The 18,075-nt window shown below is 54.9% G+C and carries 15 protein-coding genes; 8 read left to right on the forward strand and 7 right to left on the reverse strand.

Annotation, left to right across the window (positions count from 1 at the left end):
- Position 1 precedes the first annotated feature (1 nt).
- Positions 2-1,576 carry a DUF2357 domain-containing protein gene (locus JQ641_RS28785; protein WP_211999244.1) on the forward strand — a complete coding sequence of 525 codons (1,575 nt, stop codon included), beginning with the start codon at positions 2-4 and terminating at the stop codon, positions 1,574-1,576.
- Positions 1,573-3,981 (forward strand): hypothetical protein, encoded by a 2,409-nt coding sequence (locus JQ641_RS28790; RefSeq protein WP_211999245.1) that lies wholly within the window; start codon positions 1,573-1,575, stop codon positions 3,979-3,981. Before JQ641_RS28785 ends, JQ641_RS28790 begins: the two co-directional genes overlap by 4 nt.
- A 699-nt stretch (positions 3,982-4,680) precedes the next feature.
- Here JQ641_RS28790 and JQ641_RS28795 read toward each other — a convergent pair.
- Entirely contained in the window at positions 4,681-4,872 is a 192-nt protein-coding gene (locus JQ641_RS28795; RefSeq protein ID WP_211999246.1) for a hypothetical protein, read from the reverse strand.
- Between the two features lie 447 nt (positions 4,873-5,319).
- Here JQ641_RS28795 and JQ641_RS28800 point away from each other — a divergent pair, with 447 nt between their 5' ends.
- The 3 genes from JQ641_RS28800 (at position 5,320) to JQ641_RS28810 (ending at position 5,956) form a co-directional block, all read left to right on the forward strand.
- A complete protein-coding gene (locus JQ641_RS28800; RefSeq protein ID WP_211999247.1) occupies positions 5,320-5,484 on the forward strand; it encodes a hypothetical protein in 165 nt (54 codons plus the stop codon).
- 66 nt (positions 5,485-5,550) lie between these two features.
- A complete protein-coding gene (locus JQ641_RS28805; protein ID WP_211999248.1) occupies positions 5,551-5,736 on the forward strand; it encodes a hypothetical protein in 186 nt (61 codons plus the stop codon).
- On the forward strand, positions 5,723-5,956 hold the full coding sequence (locus JQ641_RS28810) for a hypothetical protein (protein WP_211999249.1): 234 nt from the start codon (positions 5,723-5,725) through the stop codon (positions 5,954-5,956). The genes JQ641_RS28805 and JQ641_RS28810 overlap by 14 nt, the downstream gene beginning before the upstream one ends.
- Here JQ641_RS28810 and JQ641_RS28815 read toward each other — a convergent pair.
- Positions 5,937-6,470 (reverse strand): hypothetical protein, encoded by a 534-nt coding sequence (locus JQ641_RS28815; RefSeq protein WP_211999250.1) that lies wholly within the window; start codon positions 6,468-6,470, stop codon positions 5,937-5,939. The two genes, JQ641_RS28810 and JQ641_RS28815, sit on opposite strands and share 20 nt — an antisense overlap.
- A gap of 542 nt (positions 6,471-7,012) precedes the next feature.
- Between JQ641_RS28815 and JQ641_RS28820 the strand changes: the two genes are divergently transcribed.
- Both JQ641_RS28820 and JQ641_RS28825 read left to right on the forward strand, forming a co-directional pair.
- Positions 7,013-7,345, forward strand: coding sequence for a S1 domain-containing protein (locus JQ641_RS28820; RefSeq protein WP_211999251.1), 333 nt, complete (start codon positions 7,013-7,015; stop codon positions 7,343-7,345).
- Between the two features lie 22 nt (positions 7,346-7,367).
- Positions 7,368-8,462 carry a hypothetical protein gene (locus JQ641_RS28825; protein ID WP_211999252.1) on the forward strand — a complete coding sequence of 365 codons (1,095 nt, stop codon included), beginning with the start codon at positions 7,368-7,370 and terminating at the stop codon, positions 8,460-8,462.
- Here JQ641_RS28825 and JQ641_RS28830 read toward each other — a convergent pair.
- Entirely contained in the window at positions 8,459-9,244 is a 786-nt protein-coding gene (locus JQ641_RS28830; protein WP_211999253.1) for a hypothetical protein, read from the reverse strand. The two genes, JQ641_RS28825 and JQ641_RS28830, sit on opposite strands and share 4 nt — an antisense overlap.
- Before the next feature lie 499 nt (positions 9,245-9,743).
- On the opposite strand from JQ641_RS28830, the gene JQ641_RS28835 reads away from it, so the two are divergent.
- Positions 9,744-10,079: a hypothetical protein gene (locus tag JQ641_RS28835; RefSeq protein ID WP_211999254.1), complete on the forward strand. Its 336-nt coding sequence runs from the start codon at positions 9,744-9,746 to the stop codon at positions 10,077-10,079.
- A gap of 186 nt (positions 10,080-10,265) precedes the next feature.
- On the opposite strand, the gene JQ641_RS28840 is transcribed toward JQ641_RS28835, so the two are convergent.
- From JQ641_RS28840 to JQ641_RS28855, 4 genes are all read right to left on the reverse strand, one after another.
- Positions 10,266-12,695, reverse strand: a complete 2,430-nt coding sequence (locus JQ641_RS28840; RefSeq protein ID WP_211999255.1) for an SNF2-related protein — start codon at positions 12,693-12,695, stop codon at positions 10,266-10,268.
- Positions 12,685-14,730 (reverse strand): phospholipase D-like domain-containing protein, encoded by a 2,046-nt coding sequence (locus JQ641_RS28845; RefSeq protein ID WP_211999256.1) that lies wholly within the window; start codon positions 14,728-14,730, stop codon positions 12,685-12,687. The genes JQ641_RS28840 and JQ641_RS28845 overlap by 11 nt, the downstream gene beginning before the upstream one ends.
- Positions 14,720-16,627: a hypothetical protein gene (locus tag JQ641_RS28850; RefSeq protein ID WP_211999257.1), complete on the reverse strand. Its 1,908-nt coding sequence runs from the start codon at positions 16,625-16,627 to the stop codon at positions 14,720-14,722. The genes JQ641_RS28845 and JQ641_RS28850 overlap by 11 nt, the downstream gene beginning before the upstream one ends.
- Positions 16,628-17,024: 397 nt before the next feature.
- On the reverse strand, positions 17,025-18,020 hold the full coding sequence (locus JQ641_RS28855) for a helix-turn-helix transcriptional regulator (protein WP_211999258.1): 996 nt from the start codon (positions 18,018-18,020) through the stop codon (positions 17,025-17,027).
- Positions 18,021-18,075: the final 55 nt, after the last annotated feature.

Raw genomic sequence — 18,075 nt, forward strand, 5'->3', positions numbered from 1 at the left:
AGTGCTAGAGATCTGGTTGAGGCCGTGGGCCCTTGTTCAACCTGACCAGGTTCACCGAATTGCATTGCGTGGTCAAGACATTGAAATCGGTGATAACCATGCAGCCTCGATCTGGCTTTACGAGACCAATGGTGAACGAGCGGCCGTAAATGGCAAGCAGGATGCGACAGAACCCGTCTCAGGCTTTGAATCTGGAGATGAAGGACGACGTCTCTCGGTCATTCCATTGTCGATCAGAAACACGCCCGGCATATCCATCTCAAATGGCGACCGGAACACTAGAGTTCAATGGCCAAGCGCACCGGAGCGCCCGCCAACCAAACTCGAACCGCAGACGGAAAAAGAAAAAGAGGCGCACCGTCTTATGTTACGAGCCCAGGCGGTTTGGGGCCGACTCAGGGACGTAGAGACGGCCCTGGGCGATCCAGCAAGGCTTTGGCACGAATTGCGCCGACGGTGGACGGAAAAAGGAGACAGTATCCCGCCGAGCATGGATGTCGTTGCCCAGCACGCCTTCGCGCTTTGGCGCACAATCGAAGAGCTGGCCCGTTCACCCCGTCGTATCCTGCGACGAACACACCAGCACATTCCGATATCAAGGGTTCAGGAACTCGACCGTCGAGCCATGACCTGGCTAGTACGCCAGCCGGGAGAAACCCTGGCTGAGCGGGCCGGAGACCAACAGCGAATATTAGCGGTCGCGCGCGAAGAAAACTTCGATACCCTCGAGAACCGAGTACTTCGTGCCTACTGCGAACTGGCCTCGCACGCGGCCCGGGACTATCTCGAACTGAACAGAACGAAGCGCCTGACGACGCGCGCGCGGAAGGTTGATGCCTTCGGCCGGTCAAGTCGGCGGCTGGCGCGATACTTAGCCGATCATGGCGTGAGACTCGCCGATCCCGGCGTGACGCCCAATTTCGTGCTTCAACATAACGTTAATTATCACCGGGTCTGGACCTCATGGCAGGAATTGCTCGATCGCGACCGGGTTCTCGACGAGCTCTGGCGCTGGCAAGGTCGGTCATGGGAAGAGTTCTGTACTCTTGCCGTCGTGGTTGCGCTGGCGGGCATCCCAGGAGCCGAGCTGATAGCTGCGGCACCGCTCGATTTCCTCAAGGAACAGAACCGAGGGTCTTGGATCTCTCATGACAATCCACTGGCCGCTTTTTATCTCCCGCAGCAGAAGCTGATCGTCGAAGTCCGTTACAGGATGCGGAAACCAGAGAAACGCCTGTCGGACTTCGCGGCGCCAATATCGATACGGTTCGGACGAATTGGTGACGTCGCGGGCTTCTTAGGGAACGTCGTTGTCTGGCCAATTTGGGCTATCCAGGGCGGCCTGATCGATGGAGAACTTACAGAACTGGAACGCGTTCTGGCAATTGGAACGAAAGCAAATATCCTTGCCGCCGCCATTCTTCGTCCCTCGCGCAGCGATGAGCACTGCGACTTTGAAAGGAGTAAAGGCGCGCTCTGCCTCTCGCTTGGAACGCAAAGCACAGCGCTGTGGATGGGCCTCAGCGAGTTGACGCATTTGTTTACCTCCACTTTAACGCCCGGGGATCGTAAATGAGGCGAGTTTCAGGGGCTGACATCAATGGATGGAGAGATATTGCCGCGCGCGATTGGAATGTGGAGGAGCCCGACGTCCGATTAGAGGCAGCTCGAATTGTAGACGGAGGTCTTGGCACCGTTGCTGTCAAGCAAAGCTCGGGCGATTGGATTGGCGGACCGCAGGCGCTCCTTGCTCCCCATGGTCGAGGATTGGGTTGGGGGGAGCTGGGAACTTCAGAGCGCCGAGTGTCGCTCGCTCCATTGTTGGACGATCTACGATCGGGCAACTCGCGCGCGGTCGATGAGATTTATGGCGCAACCGTGAACGCCCTCGCACGATTCGCTGACGATGTCATACTTTGCGTGCCAGATGTCCAGGAATTCGACGAGGCAGCCCAGTTTCGGACGCTGTCAATCTTCCGTCGCGATCGAAGACAAATCCGATTGCTCTGGAAGCCGGTTGCAGTGTTCCTTCACGCGCTCGATTGCCATGCAATACCTCCGAATGCCGACGGAGCAGTGTTCCGCTTTCTGATTCACTCCGGTGAAGGCATAGAGCTCCAGACGCTTCGGCTTCGCCGCGATTCAGAACATCCAGACCATGTCGCTCCGGAACGCGATGGTTATGGCCTCAAGATCCTGCGCAATCTAGGCTTGAAGCAGCTTGCTGATCGGGCTCACGCCAGTGTGGTAGAAGCCAACCCCTTGTTAAACGAAGGCTTTTGCGAGAAGAGTACGCTTGGACTGAGACTGATCTGCGGTAACAGCAAGGCAGGCGATGTCGAGATACTTCGTCTGAATAATGGCAACTGGATCGACATTGTCGCGCCCGAGATAGCTGAGGGAGAACTCTTCCCAAACACCGATTTCAAAGATCTGGACTTCGGGACATCGGAAACAATTTCCTCTACCTTCCTGCTGACACCCTTAGCTCCCGCCTTTGCGTCTGTCCTCTCAAGCCGGCTTCAAGCCTTTTTCCCAAATGTAGCTCTCCTAGATTGGGAAGCAGCAGCACGCGGTTGTCTGTGCGCTGGGCGGTTGATTGAGAAGGGATTGCCGCACTACTTTGACCGGCTTACCCCGATAAGTCTCGCTGTCATGAAGAGAGACGAGCCGCAATTTGATGATCTAATCGGAAGCAACGCAACCCTGCCAGCAAACAGGGAGTATGTTTCGCCTCCTTATCGCAATCTGAAATGGATTGCCGGGAAACGTGATATCGAATTTTACGTTCTCAAGGGAGACGACGAAGTTCGATTCTGGAGCGTTCATCTAAACGAAGCTCCAAAGACGGATGTTGCCGTAGAGTTGCGCATCAGACAGACGCCAGGTCAAAGCTGGGCGAAGCTTTCCTTGACTTCCTTGGAATGGGAGCCGCTTCAAAGAGCTCCCATCTTCCTAGACTGGACCGCGCTCGATCCAATCAACGCATTGCCTAAAGAAATACTCGAGAAGTTGAGAACGCCACCCCCAACGATACCGATCCGCATCGTTGAATCTCCATCGATGGAGTTCTGGACCGGCAGCGACCGCCTCAAAGGTTTGAATTCTGTACTGGCGCAAATGCATCGCGCTGCGGACTATGATCCGACTGTCCTGGCGCCGCTTCTCTCACGAACGCAACGAGATCCCACGACGCACGTGCTTGTCCGGCCCGTAGGGACCGATGGTACATTGCCGAACGAATTATCTGAACAGACCAAGGGACACCTAGTCACGGCCCTCGAGCGATGCACCAAACAGATTTTCGATGTGTCTCGACGCCCTCTTTCTGATAACGGCCCGATCCGTTGCTTGACGTGGACGTTCACCCTCTGCCCGGAAGATATACAAGATATGGTCGTCGAGGCCCTGGAAGCGGACCTGAACCGAGGAGGGCACCCGCTCCTGAGACCTCGATCCGCTAGGAAGGTTTTAATACAAGGCGCAGGTCGCGCGGTGACGGGTGTATCGCGACTTCGCCGCGTCTTGCATTCTCTGGTTTCGCGCCCTGCAAACGCTGACACGATGAATGCTCTGTCAATGATTCTCGCACGCAGAGAGGAAGCTCCGCGGGCACTGACTGCGGCCCTGGTCGAGAAAATCGTGGGCCTTGCATCGAACGAGCTTGTCCATCTCACCGAAAAGCTCTCTTTCCAAACCAGATTCAGAAATGCGCTGTCTGCAACCGCGGCGTTGTTTCGATATCGTGAAGTCGAACCATTTGCGCTTCTCGCTGGGCGGGACGCCCCAGCGCAGGAGCTGCGCGACAATCTCGAAAAGGCACAAGCCATTCTACTGCACTACAGAAACAGAGTTCCTCGGTTTGACGAAAAGCTCGATCTTGTCTCAAGCATCAGGGACTTTCTTGATGGCTCTGGGGACCCAGCGATCCTTGTGCGGATTGAAGATTTGGGAGACGATGACGTTAACGAAGAGAGCTAGTATACCCCGTGTGTCGCGTAGCTTGATCCCGGCGGTACAGGTAGTACAATAGCAGCTCTTGCACTACCGAAGTAATGCGCCGGTGGCTGCGATCTGGCCCATCCTTCTACGGCTGGAATCCTAGTCGCTAGTGCTTTGAGCATCGGAGATCGTTTTGATTGGGCATACCCAACACCAGGCGGTAATGACCACGTTCCTCGTGAGCTTGGTTCCAGCGCTCGGAAATCTCGCTGTTCGCCAGATCAAAACGCAGGTGCAGCGGACGTGCGGACCGATAGATCCACCATGGCTGAAGGCCGCTACGGTCGGTAGTTTCGTCGACTGCCCGTTTTGCGATGTTTTCCCAAGGACTAGCCTTTAACGAGCCTTGGGCGCCTTCTCTTCCTGCATCTTTGGCAATGGCACGTCGGATGGCCAGTGAAGCGTACCGGTCCACCCGGCCTTCGCGCTGCTCCAGCGCAACCGGGCCTGGCGGCGGATCCCAATGTCAATCGGCGTTCAAATTTGACCCCGGATCGGCGTCCAATTTTGACCCCTTCGAGCGGCGGGTTTTGACGGTCGCGCTCGTCTCGTCGGAGCTGGCCCGGGACAGTCAGAAAAAGTCGCCTTCGCTCGCTCAATCCATCCGTCTCACGAACACCAACGTCGATAATGGAACGGCAGGAGCCGTCCATTATGCCGCCGGCGTCACGTGAGCCGCTAAAATCCTTCGCTTGGCAGCGCGGGCATGGTCAGCATGTGGCGCTTGAGTTCGCCCATCTGAAACTGCATGTCCATGAGCTGTTGGAATTGCGAGTACAGCGCGTCACTTCCGAGGTTGAGCTGCGGTGTTATTGCCGGAGTTGCACGAAACCAATCCATCATCGCGGACCAGTCGATCTCATAGAGCATGTGAAAGAACCTGCATCCGAGAGAGACCGTATCAAATAACCGACCCCGTAGCAGAGGGCGGCGAGCGCGTAGAGCAGTGGGATGACTGGCATAGCGTGATCCCCCATCAGTGACCCGGAGAGGGTACGCGATTCGCCTCCGATTCGCTTTGTGGATAGCGGGGACTGCGCCGCCGCGAATCCGCCATGAATCGGTCGGATATAGAAATTCGCATCAGAGCATAGTCAGACCCACAGCCCAGTGGGCTACGATTGCTCGCACCTCGGATCGAAATACGGGGAGAATAGGGACTAGCGATCCCAATAATGACTACCGGCATGCCGCCGGCTTTAGAATGATCTTCCTGGTGCGCACGCTGTGCACCACGCGCAATGGGCCTCGATTGCGCAGGGATGATCCCAACACGTAACTCGCCTTGGCGAAGCCTTGGCACGTGGGGATTGTCCTATGAAGACCATTGGCTGGGCTGCAATTATTTACACCGTCCACGATGTTTACACCTTCGGTGCGCTCGTCCTTTTGGTCGCGGGCGAGCTTGCCGCTGCCTACGTCTCGGGTCGGCGGGTGAAGCCGGATGTTCGCAGGAAATTAAGTTCTCGGCGTTTAAGTTGAATTTAACCATTTACCCCTATGGTGATGGTGCCGAAATCCGTTTCCCTTGCAGTTTCAGAGGCGTCCATGAGCGAATCAAACAGGAATGTCCAAAAACCTGACGTCCATAAATTGGACATCCGCGCGGCCTTGGCCACCGGCCTGCACCGGCTGGTAATCCGCACCCGGAAGGTCAGGATGAATTGGTGGAGCGGCAACGTCGCCGTTGAGGAGAGCGTCACCACCGTGGAGCCGACCGATGCTCGGCACTGAACTCCCCGAATGGCGTAGCCGTAACCGGTTCACCCAGGACACGCTGCGGATGGCGCTCGGCGTAAAATCCCGCCAGACCATCATCACCTGGGAGAAATCGATCGAGCCGCTGCCGCGCCTCGTCGAGCTGGCGTTGCTGGCGCTGGAGCGGTTTCCCGACGAACGAAAGGTGACGACGCTGGCGACGGTTCACCGGACGCCTATCCCGGCTTCGTTTTAGCTTTCTTGTCGGCGGCCAGTTTGTCGGTAGCGACTACAATGTGGCTGCCACAATGATAGATGGCGCTTGTCACCATTTGAGTGTCGGTCATGTCTCGGATCGATTGCTTCTGCCGCTCATTTTGTGTGATCGCCAGGTACGCTTCCCGCGTTTTGTCGCTCTCCTCTTTAATTTTTGCTTCGTTCAGGGAGTGCACGAGCTCGTTTCGGACGTACGAGGCTTGCAAGAGAAGGTCCCACAACGGCCTGCCGACTGCGGGAGGGTCAATGTCCCTTAGCGCCTTAATCTTCTTAGACGTGAAGAAGTAGTGCACAGGATCTTTTCCGTACGCTTCCAGCATCTCGATCAGAGACCCCTCGACAGTGACTTGGGCCTTCACGACGGCTTGCATCATGTCGTCGATGCGAGCAACGCGCTCCATCGATTTCTTGTGAGTCTCCTCAAATAGCTTTTCCCGCTCGGTCGGCTCTGGCTCTGGCTCTTGGGCAAGAACCCAATTCTCTTCGTCGGCCATAGTTTCCCTCCCCGGTTGTGGGCAACCATGACATGATTTGGTGGGCAGTTCTATTTTCCGGTCGGCGGTCCCGCAGCTACGTCCTGTCACGGCATGGGCACCGACCTGCCGTGACTGCCGACCATGACAAACTGATCATCGGCCTTGCCGATAAAACAGCGGAGCTCATACCTGCGAAGCCGGCTTTCTCTTAATTGATGACGGACCCGTTGCTGACGCCTTTTTGCAGAAGTTCAAACGCGCCGAGCATTCAACCCGCGCTCGGACAGCCTTAATCCGCTCCCCATGAATTACCGAAAAGCCCGCGACTTCGCCGACGTGGTGTTTGGCGACGCCGGCAAGGACACCCTGACCGTGACGAACGGCAAGCGGGCGCTTGCTCGGCGGCTCCTGAAAGCGAAAAAGCTGGACCACCTGGACGGTGGCAGAAGCGACGATGAGCAAGAGGCGATGGCAGTAATCGACGACTTCCTACTTTCGCCGGTCCTGAAGGATGTGCTGTGCAAGCCCACCTCGCGGTGGAAGTTGTCGGGAGCTCGATCGTGGCCCGCATCAACCCGGCCGAGCTCGGGGACCACGACGCGAGGATCTTGGGCGCGCTGCTCATTTCGCAATTTAAGGGGCAGATCATCGTGCCGGACTTCGGCTTTTATGCCCGGGACTTTCATGCGTCGCTCATTCGGGAAGGGCGCCTGATTGCCGGCGTCTACACGCTTTCGGAACTGGACAAGCGGCTGCGGGAGATGTGCCTGCTCATGGAAACGGAAGCATCGAGGTGCACCTACGAAGATGCCGAAGCGCTGGCCAGGTACGAGGGGCTGGTGCCGGGTACCGTGGGCTATTCGGCCTTCGTGGACAAATTGATGGCAGCGTAGAGATTCGTGCTACCTTCGCGTGATGTTTAACCGCAAGACACTTTTCATTGTTGGTGCAGGCGCCGGGGCAGATGTGAACATGCCGGTCGGTCGCGGGCTTGCGCTTGATATCGCGAAGCGGACCAAGGTGAGTATCGCCCACTTTGGCGGGCGATTGGAGAAGGGGACCTACGACGAGGATTTGGCGCTGAGTTTTTTCGAGAAGGGGTTGCGCAAAGACCAAGCCTACTTCGATGCCTTTGAGCTTATTCGGAAGGGCATCCTGCTCTCAAATTCCATTGATGACTTTCTCAACATCCATGAGGGCTCGCCGGAAGTCGTCGCCGTCGGTAAGTCGGCGATCATCCGCTCTATCCTCAACGCTGAGCGAGAGAGTTATCTGTTCGTCAGCCCGTCAAACGCAAACAACACGCTCGACCTGGACAGGATAGTCGGCTCTTGGTTCGTCAAATTCATGCAGGTGCTCGGCCCCGGACGGAAAGCGCCGGATGTCGAGCGGGTGCTGGACGATGTGTCGTTTATCAATTTCAACTACGACCGCTGCCTTGAGCACTTCTTTATGCACGCCCTGCATTTGCTGTACGGGATACCGAAGCAGCAGGCGACTGCGATAGTCAGGGGTGCCTCAATCATCCACCCCTACGGGTGGGTCGGTCCGCTCGACAAAGTGCCGTTCGGCGGCAACCAGCACGGCCGGCACGATTACCTCGACCTCTCGACGCGGATAAAGACCTACACCGAGCAGGTTGAGGAGGAGGCGACAGTCTCCAGTATGGAAAAAGCGATACGGAACACCGAGTGCGTCGTTTTCCTTGGCTTCGCCTACCACAAACAAAACATGAAGCTGCTATTCCGGAACCACGTCGTGCCGAAGGTGGAGAAGCCGATCTTTGCCACGGCGCTCGGCATGTCCGACGCGGACAAGGGAGAAGTGGAAAGCAATTTACAGGACCTGTTCCCGGAACCCGGTGATGACGATGATGACGTTGACACCGGCATCTTCGGGAGTGGGCTGCGTTCCCCGCCGGTACTGAAATTGCACCAGCACATCCACATCGAGAACAAGCTGAACTGCGCACAGCTCTTTGACTACTACGCCAAGTCGCTGGCGGGTTAGAGCCCGAGCAGGGATTTAAAGATCAGCCCGAACAGCGTGATGAGCGCGGCGGTGGTCGCCGCGGCGGCGGCTGCAATCAGGCCGTCCTTCACCTTTGTGCCGTACTGCACCAGGAGCGGCTTCAGCAACGCCACCAGCGGTTCGAGCCGGACCCGGACAGCCCGCATCAATCGCCGGGCTGCGCTCACCTCGGCTTCGCGCTGTTCCTTTACTTCAGGCTCCGGGAAATCGTTGGCTTCACGGATCGCCTTCTCCAGCTTTTCCATCGCCGCATCAGCGTCAGCGTAATCCGGGCTGTTGTGGTTGACCGTGACGACGCGGTCGGATGCGGGAACGCCAGGCGGATTATCGAAGTGGGTCTCAATGTACCGCAGCAGCTCGCGCCCGGTCGGCGAAAAAAGCTGCTGGCTGATGTCGGAAATATTGATGTCGAAATTGTTTTCCGAGTAGAGGAAATCGTGAGCGAAGTCGATGGGGTCAATCGCTTCAGTGCTGAAGGCGCGCAGCAGGGCGACACGCATGGCCAGCTTTTCGGTACGGCCCTTCGGCCAGTTGAGTGTGCCGCTGCCGACGAAACTGCCGACACTCTCTTTTGCCTCCTCGTACCATTTCTTCAGATCGACGCGGCTTTCCAAATCCGCAACGATACGCGCGGCATTCGGCGTCTGGTCGATGGTGTCGAAGAAGTTGGCCAGGTGGTCTTTGAAAAATTGATGACGGGCGCTGGTGACGGCATCGGTCAGCTCGTTGTAAACGGCCCGGAAATTTGAGAAGTCGCTCATCGCCTATCTCCACACCCCGATTCGGGCGAGCGGTCGATGCATGGTACACTGACCGCATGAAAAACGACGAGGATAAAAACCCCGCCGCCGTCGCGCTCGGTGACGCATCCCGGGCAGCCCACCGGAGGAAGAGCAAGGCAGAAATCAGCGCCAGCTTTAAACGACTTGCGCTTGCGGCCAAGAGCGGTCACTTGACAAGGCGGCGCGATTGTCGCGCTCCGCGTAAAGTGGATAGCTTTCTTGCATCGAGCGTTCGGTGTGAGAGGATCGGAATAGGTGAAGGAAAAGCGGATTGCGGCGGTGCCGAGAGAGCACTGGTTAGACTAATTGCCCGTGTGCCCCGAGCTCTACAGATATTTGGAGCCCGTGATATCCATGCTCAGCGGTTGCAGTTTGGCAACGTATACCGGACGCGAAAGGATGCTATACTTAAAAGGAACCCGATAACCGTGTAGATGGCGTCATGCGCACCGTCACGATACCAGTACGGTGTCGCCGGATGGATAACGACCGTCTGTCAGCGACCTGCTCAAGGATAGCCAAGGCCATCGCTCGCATCCCCGAGTTCATGATGCAGCGGCGCGGGTTTTACGCGAGGGCAATAGATCAAGTGTGGCTATTGGCTCCGGGTATTGCTGGTATTCGCCTCGAAGATGATTCCATCTCATGGACGGTGAACGGTCCAGATCTGGCCTTGGGTGCAGGTTTGATTCAAGGTGAAGTAGGTCTGGCACCGGAGCTGGGCCTTACGCCAGGCGATCCGGTTCCGATGGTGCTCAACTTCCTTACAGGGTTGCTCACTCATGGGGGTGTCAGCTTGGCTGAGTTGCCCTAATCTGGGGAGCGATGGGAGGCGGCGGATATGGGCTCTGGGTGGCGCGTCACGACCATGCATACAATCCTTCAATGCTGAGGAGCAGTCGCCCCATGGCAAAGCACTCTAGACATTGAGGCTTGTCGGATCGAAGGTATCGGATGCTTTGGTAGCCAAACACAAAGCTTCGATTTTCCGGGCGCCGATTCACGGCCGCAGATCGATCATGATAGCTGCCTTCTCATCCGGCGACAGCCGGCCCAATTCTTCGGTTGTATCGATCGGGCCATCATCAATATCGTGGCCGATAGATGCCGCATCGTCGCCAAGCGGACGACCCAATTCATTGCGCTTTGATCCGATCAAAACTTGGAACCACTGGTCGCGTTGCATCACAGCATGGAAGATGCGCTCTTCGTAGGTGCCCTTCAGAAGCATAAACCGTACGTCAATAAACCCTTCATCGGACGGTCCCCACCCCACGCGATCAACTCGCCCCTCTCTTTGCTCCATCCTTGCGGGATTCCACTCCAGGTCATAATGGATCACGTAGCGACATTGATGTTGAAGGTCTATGCCTTCTTCCCCAACTCGGCTTACGAGCAGTACGAAGGGATTAAATTGCTGATTGAAATTTCGTCGATGAGCTTCACGGTCTAGAACGTTAGAACCGTCGTATCGTCCGACAATGCCAACAGAACTGCATTCCTCCATCAGCACTAGGCACTCTCGTTCGGCCATAAAAATCCGCTCGTATCGCGGCCTCTCTTCATGAACCTCATCGTCGAAAGAATTTTGAATAACTCTACAGAGGGTTTGTACGAGCGGTTCTGAAATTGTAGTCCAGAGCCATTGATCTATTGCCTCCTCTGTTGCCTGCGAGATTCCCCTTGCTGCTCGCAGCAAAAATAACAACTGCTCTGTTCGTCTCAGAATCGTTGTGCGATATGCCTCCACCAAACTTCTTCCTATGTATGGCCGGAAGTTTTCATGTTCAAAGTCGGGCGGTACCAGACAAAGGGAACCGCTCAGCAAAGTCTCGAGCTCTGCCTTGGCGCGCGCCAGCGAATTATTCAAGGATGCTCGAACTTTCGAAGCGAATTGCGCTCTAGCGCTAAAGCCGCTGTCACGCAGGACTTCGTCGAGATATTTGGCGAAAATGGGGGTCAGTCGCTTCGTTAATACATCGCGCAGATGCGGTGCGGTCCCCCCGATCAATTTGTTAAACACCAGCACCTTAGAAAGCCACCGGTCGGGGTCCTTGCTGATTTTCGCAATTTCCGCTACCGCAATCAGCTCGACTAGATCCGAAAGGGCTAAGACTTTTGGATGCAGCCGTTGGCTTCTACCTTTTGTCCAAGAGTTGATGAGATGCCTCAAATGGCGAGCACTCTCGAAATCGCCATTTAGAAGCTGTGATTGAGAAAGCTGAGGATAGGACGATAGGCCTTGTCGCAGATCCATGGTAACAAATGTCCTTTGATCTTCTCCAGTCCGCGCTCGCTCATTCTTTTCATCGATCAAAGCTCGTAGTTCGAGATAGTACAGTGCATCAGGCCCCTCGAACGGAAGGAGGGCCGCAGCTTTTAGTGTACTCTGTAAATCATCGAGCTTCTGAAATGGCTGCATCGTGAAGGTGCCGGCTGCCCTATTGACAAGGAAGTACCGTCGCTCGTTTTGCGATTTGACATTCCGGATCATGTACCTGCGGAGCAAAGCCTCAAGCCCCGTGCCGGCGAGGTTACCCGCAAGGGCGTCCTTATCGCGTAGTATGTTCAGCGCTTTGACCGCCTCGCGGCGAAGCGGATCAGTTACGCTTCGTTGCCGAAGTGAGAAGAAAATCTCTAATCTACGGACATAGAGGTCGAGGGCCTTCTTTGTTAGGTCCAAGTGTTCAGGTTCCGCTCGAACCAGCGCGAAAAGTTGGACCATCTCATGAGGCGTCAATTCAAATGGTGTAGCTGTGAGCGCGAGAATCTTACCGAATTTCCCGCCAGACAAGCCTTGATTGTAGTCGGTCATTCGACCATTTGGAGCAAATATGTATGCAGGCTTGGTCCACCGTGCGTAGTGATGAGCCTCGTCAACTATGACTAGGTCCCACTCTGTTTCGAACAATCGCCTTAGAAACCAGCGTGTATTCCGATTGACCTGGGTTAGGACGGTCTGGTTGACAATGTAGATGCCAGGCGCGGCCTGAAGTCTTCCACCATCGCGAACGGCTTGGTGTTCATCCGCCGAAGCCCGGCGACCTACCACATGAACCGAGCCAAGTAGCCGAAAAATTGGATGTCGTGCGGGCCATGCATCGCCGATTAGATACTGTGGAAATCCTCTCTCCGGATGGGTCGTGCTAAGCTCCTCCCGCCACTTTTCGAGAAGAGATGATTTGCACAGAATGAGAACGCGATCGAACGCCTTTCGCGATGCACGAGCGTGATCGCAAAGCAGCGCCATGATCGATAAGGCCTCGTACGTTTTCCCAAACCCGACCTCGTCTGCAAGTACTACGCCTCTCTGGCCTCGACTCAGAAGGGAGGTTAGCGCAGAGCGGACAGCGCTTTCCTGTGCTTCATGACCCTCTCCCAGTCGAAGCCGAGAACAAAGCTTGCTGACCTCATCGGGGTCAATTGCCATCGTCTAAACCCGAATTGTTGATCAGCTTCGCCACGGAGGCTAAGCATAGATTTGTGTCTGTGACATAGGGGCGTAGATGGGGGTCCCGAAGTTCGCCCATCCAAACCGACAGAGAAATCAGGACTGTTGATAGTTTTATGTCGGATGTGATTGATCTGAGTCTTGGCGCAAGAAGATGACTGCGTCCTCCGACTTCCAAGGTCCGCAGCAATTCTCGAGCCAGCCTGTCGATGAGGAAGAGACGGCATTCCGAAGAGAGACGCGCTCCTTCCTGGGCGGAGCTGTCCTGTAGCCACCGACTAAGGTCGCCCAAGGTCTTTCGAAGAGTATACTCCGAGTTTGGTCTCGTGATCGAGCGAGAGCGAACACCTCTGATGCCGGTTTGAAGATTCCGGAAAAAGCGATCGAGGTCCGCTTGATGACCTAAAACACGGCGGATATTAGTGTCCGGATTGAGGCCCCTATAGTGTTCTAGGAACGCGATTTGCTTCCTGTAGGTTTGTTGGACGCCACACCCTTCAAATGCAATTCGCTCATCCAAAGTCGACATGACTGCGCCAATCAAAGAGGTGCCGCAGAATTGGCTGGGGCAATCCACATTAATTGGCGCCAGGGCACTCCCCAAAACTGCACCAGCGGCATCAAGAAGTTCAACACGCAAGTGAGTTGATCTGATCGATAAAATTTGTGAAGAATCCGTTTCCAGTATCGTCGGTACATCGAGGACCAATTTTTGATCGAGACCCAAGGGTGCTGTGCCCACGGTAATCCAAGCCCCACTCGCTTTAATCTGCACTCGTGCAGTAACTGCACCGGGCAAGCGACCTTCCCAAGTAATGTCTAGTCTTGTTTCGGAAACACGCAATGTCGCGTCGAGAACCCGAAAGTCCCCGATGGGTCGCGAAGGGTTGGGATTGGAAGGGGTATGCGTAAGTGTCGTCCAATCGATCACTCTCCCAAACATCCGGTCTAAGCGCATTATCGAACGAACTTTGTCGTATGCATTACGTCGCACAGGGAGTCGTGTGATTAGTGCGATTTCCGAATTTCCCATTGGTGGACCGGAAAGAAAGGCGGCGCTGGTAAAATTTGGTGATCCGGAGACTGCAAGCAGATATGGCTCTCGATCCCGACCCCTTGCACCCTCAAATAGGAGAAATTTGCCATGCAACGGCCTGGCATCGTCGCTGATGGTGAGCCGTTGAAAAATGTCAATGTTCGCCCTCCACTGCAATAGCTTATCAATTGGGAGTAAGGTCTTTCCGTCAGATTGTTGAAAAAAGACGTTGATCGGCTTCTCTCCCTTGGGAGGCTCGAATCTAAGTTCCTTGAACATTTGCGAAAAGATACCAACATCCGCGGGCGAGTCCGGATCTTCGCACTGGGCGATGTTGGGCTCGAAAAACGGACTTATTATGCTTAGTCGAGCTACATGACGATGGGGCAATGCATCAAGCACCTGCTTCCAAAGCGTTTCATTGTAGTTATGAATGAAGCTATGGAGCCTCGTCTCTGATTGGGGAATAATTTCGAGCACTTCCCGTAGCGCGATGGTCGTTTCTCGGAGTGATATAGCCGCGGTCCCACCAGGTTCGACCTCATTCGTGAGCGGTCCAGCGATGTATTGCAGGATCTCATTAAACAGCGATCGTGGGCCACCCATGCCACTCACTTCGAAGGCGGATCCAAGCTCAAGATTCCGCTCCAGGCCCCCGCGAGTAAGGTTTGCGCTTGCAATAATAGCCAACGCTCGGTCTTCGGCGACGAAGAGGGCAAGCTTCGGATGGAATACCCGCGTGCTGAATCTGGCGTTAGCGCGATGGTAGCGTACGGAAGATGCCTCTGAAACTATGCTGTTTTGATCGCGAAGCACGAGCGAAGTGGCGACCGGCCGATCGAATAGATCAGGAATAAATCCTTCCTCAAGCCATTTTCCGTCGAAACTGTATGTGAGCAACAACGCGGCACGAAGTCCTTGCCCGGGTGCAAAGCTTCCAACGATGTCTCGAACGAGAATGCCTTCATCATCCGCCATGACTAAGGTCAGCCTTCGTAAGACGTAGATCACGACAGAGAGAAAACAATTGCGGAAAACGCATCGCATGCCAACCGATGCCAAGCGGTCGATTATCGTCGCGAATAAGCTGTTGTGCCGGTTTATCCAGATAGCACCATCTTTGGCGGCTCTTATTACTGGACACCTCTTCATGACGAACGACCATCGCTTCGATTAAGTCCCTAAAAGACTCTGCGAGAGGTCGTTCAGGCGGAATACCGCGCATAAGTATAAAGGGCGGCGCGGTCTGCAAGTCAGTAGCGCTCGTCAGAAAAGCCGCGTCAGTCTGAATTCGGCGCAACAAAACGCCCCCAATTGCGGCCATCTCCGCGGAGGTTTCCGCTTCAAAAAGAGCCTTATGTAGAGATCGAATGGTCGGCAGATTTGCATGTTTTCCGAACGGAGTTCGCCAAAACTTTCCGAAGTGCTTCGTTGTGACGATTGCATCACGAAGGTCGGAGATGCGACATTGTCCCGGCGTCGCGATTCCATCTAGAGCACATTTGAAAATTGATGAATGTGCGAGAGAAAGGAGTTCATATACGGCGGCCCTCTGCAGAATTGCGGCATTGGGCGTCGGGACATCCTCGTAAAATTTGAGAAGTATGTCTGCGTTTGTAATTCCACCGCTTTCTGGCTCTTCCTCAGCAAGGATCGCAAATTCTTCAGACAGCGTGTCTAACCCAAGTTCCTTCTTTTGCTTGGCTCCTCCGCCCAACAGTCCCTCCTTAAAGAGGAGGCTGACGGTCTGATAACGAGATTGAGCTGCTTGGCTATTACCGAGCAGAAATCCCGCGAGGAACGGCCTGCGAAATTTTGCCAATCCAAATTTCGACATGCATAGTTGTTTTCCCCAACCACGCAGAATCTCGCGGCTTAGCGCTTTTTCAGAAATAGCGAAATCAAAGAAGTCTTCGGGGAGGGCTTTCTCGAATTCGCGAGCGAGACGTTGACCCAAGTCGGTCAGCGTAAGTGCAAGTAGCCCGTCTATAACCCTGTTAGAGTGTTGTTCCGCAAAGCCCATGCTTTTCATCGAGTTGGAATAGAGCCGAAGGGCACCGGCTGACTCTTGATTTCGCAATATTTTCGCTGGCGGCCTAAATCTATTGCTCATTGCAGATTGCAGTACTTCGCTCTTACTTCGCTGACCGAGTACACGGCAGTCGTCGGTGGTGTTGCCGTGATGAATGAATTCACAGAGGACGTAAGCTCGCTCCAACCTATGAAATTGTTCAGCTTGACCGCCGCCCGGGATTCGGTTCGATTGGCCTAGCTTTTGGACGGCCCAGGCAATAAAACCATAATAAGCTATGCGTGTTGTGAAAACGGTAAGTCCGGGAAGTAATTCATTCGCAATCTGTTCTGCATGGTTTTGAAATCCAAGTGGATCACGCGAGCCAGCCGGTAATCGCTGTGGTTCTAGCCACTTCGGAATAAGCAATTTCAATTCCGCGTCGGTAGCGGATGATCCGGTTTTAACATAACTATCGTCGGGCCATATCTGGATCCGTTCGTTAACCGTCCATTCCTCTGGGTGAAATTGAAGACCGTGCGAACGAAGGAAGTGTTTTATCTTGTTCGCTCGGCTCGACCGCATGCGTTCCAAGGCTTGAGCATAAAAAACGTAACTTAGGTCCTTGCGTGTTAGGGAGAGAACGCGGCCGCGTGAGCGAAGGTAGGCGGCAAAGCTTTCAACCTTGCCGATCGAAACTCGTTCAACAGTGCCGTCGAGATATTCAAGCTCGCACTCTGTGGGGAAAATCTTCCGTAGAACGCCAACGAACCAGCGCGACGAGGTTTCATTGTATCGCACAGAAATGCCGGCGACCAAATCGTCCTCCGACATCTGGATCAGATCGCCCCGTGCTCCCGGCATGAAATAATTTCCTCAGTCTAAATAGGTTTAAAAACGTATAAAAGAAGTCGCGGTGTAGGCACCGGTGCGAGATCCGTTACTCTCGCCCAATCAAGTAATTGTTTGAGGTGTCAGAATCTGTCATCGAGATACCCAATTGACCGATTTGGAAGCCATCCACGTCCAACCTGTCCAGTACGCCAGTTGCCTCGTTCCAATTTTAACGGCGTGGCAAGGACATTTAATGCCACGCGCTCCGCGGCGTCTTCTTCCGCCGACTCGGAGCGTCTGTATCTGATCGCCGAGTCCATGATGCGACGCAAACGCTCGAATGGAAGCCAGACTGTTTCTCCTGATCCATGAAGTTGCACCAACGCTTGATGCCGTGTTGCGATTTCCCTGCGCGAAGGCGATACTCCTAGGGCAATGCATGAAAATCTGTTCGCTGATGATGCTCAATCATTTTTCGCAATGCCAAGGGCGCCAGCACCTCGACCTGGTCGCCCCACATATAGAGATGCCAGCACATCTCGAGGTGCCCGGAAGCATTGAAACGAACTACCAGCGAGCCGTCGGGCTGATCCTCGAGTACCTGTGCCGGGTGAAACAGAAAGTCACGGGCATGGGCTGCGGCTGAAGGCCTAAATTTCCACACTACTTCGTCAAATTCCTGTTCGTTCTGAAATGCGCCAAAGGCCTTTTGAGCGTGCTGGTCAATATCAAAATCGTGGTCACGTTCGAAGAACTCGCCCGTAAGTTCCGCACTCTGGATCTTGTCCGCCACGAAGTAGCGGAGGGGTCCGTCGGGATCGCTCAAAGATTTCGCAACGAGATACCGACGCATTCCTATCAATACGCCATAAGGCTCTACCACCCGCACAGTTGCTTCAGAGTTCCGGCGAGAGTGGTAGACGATCTTCAATCGCTCCGAACCTTTCAGAGCCGTCGATATTTTCGAAGATATTTCAGGCGTCAGTCGTGCGGTTGGTCCCGGGCGGGCCGCAAGACCTTGCGCTTCAAGCAAGGCCTCATGATCCGTCTCCAACCGGGCGACCTTATTGCGTGGCACAAGTGCCAATATTTTTTCTCGAAGACAACGAAGCTGATCAGCTTCCACACCCAGGGAGTTTCTTTCGAGAGTTTCAATTGATAGGTCGAGTGCGGCCAGCTCGTCAGGCGTGAGCGTCAGAAGATCGCGCAGCGCTCCGGTTTGGAGCCGCCAGCGCTTGTGGCCGTTCTCGTCAAAGCTGGCCTGAGTGTCCGGAAATTGCACTTCCAGAGTGTGCAGGATCCGCTGCGCCGTTCGCTTGGAAATGCCCAATCGCTCGCCGACGTCATTTAAAGTGACGCCCATGCGGTGGGATGCTACGAAAGTAGCAAGCTCAAGTAATTGCTGGGCTTTCTCGAAAGACATGGCTCCCCGACCGGGGTGACACATATTGTCACCACCTGCCTATAACTATACCGTA

Source organism: Bradyrhizobium sp. JYMT SZCCT0180 (assembly GCF_018130165.1).
In the GTDB taxonomy this organism is placed as follows: Bacteria; Pseudomonadota; Alphaproteobacteria; order Rhizobiales; family Xanthobacteraceae; genus Bradyrhizobium.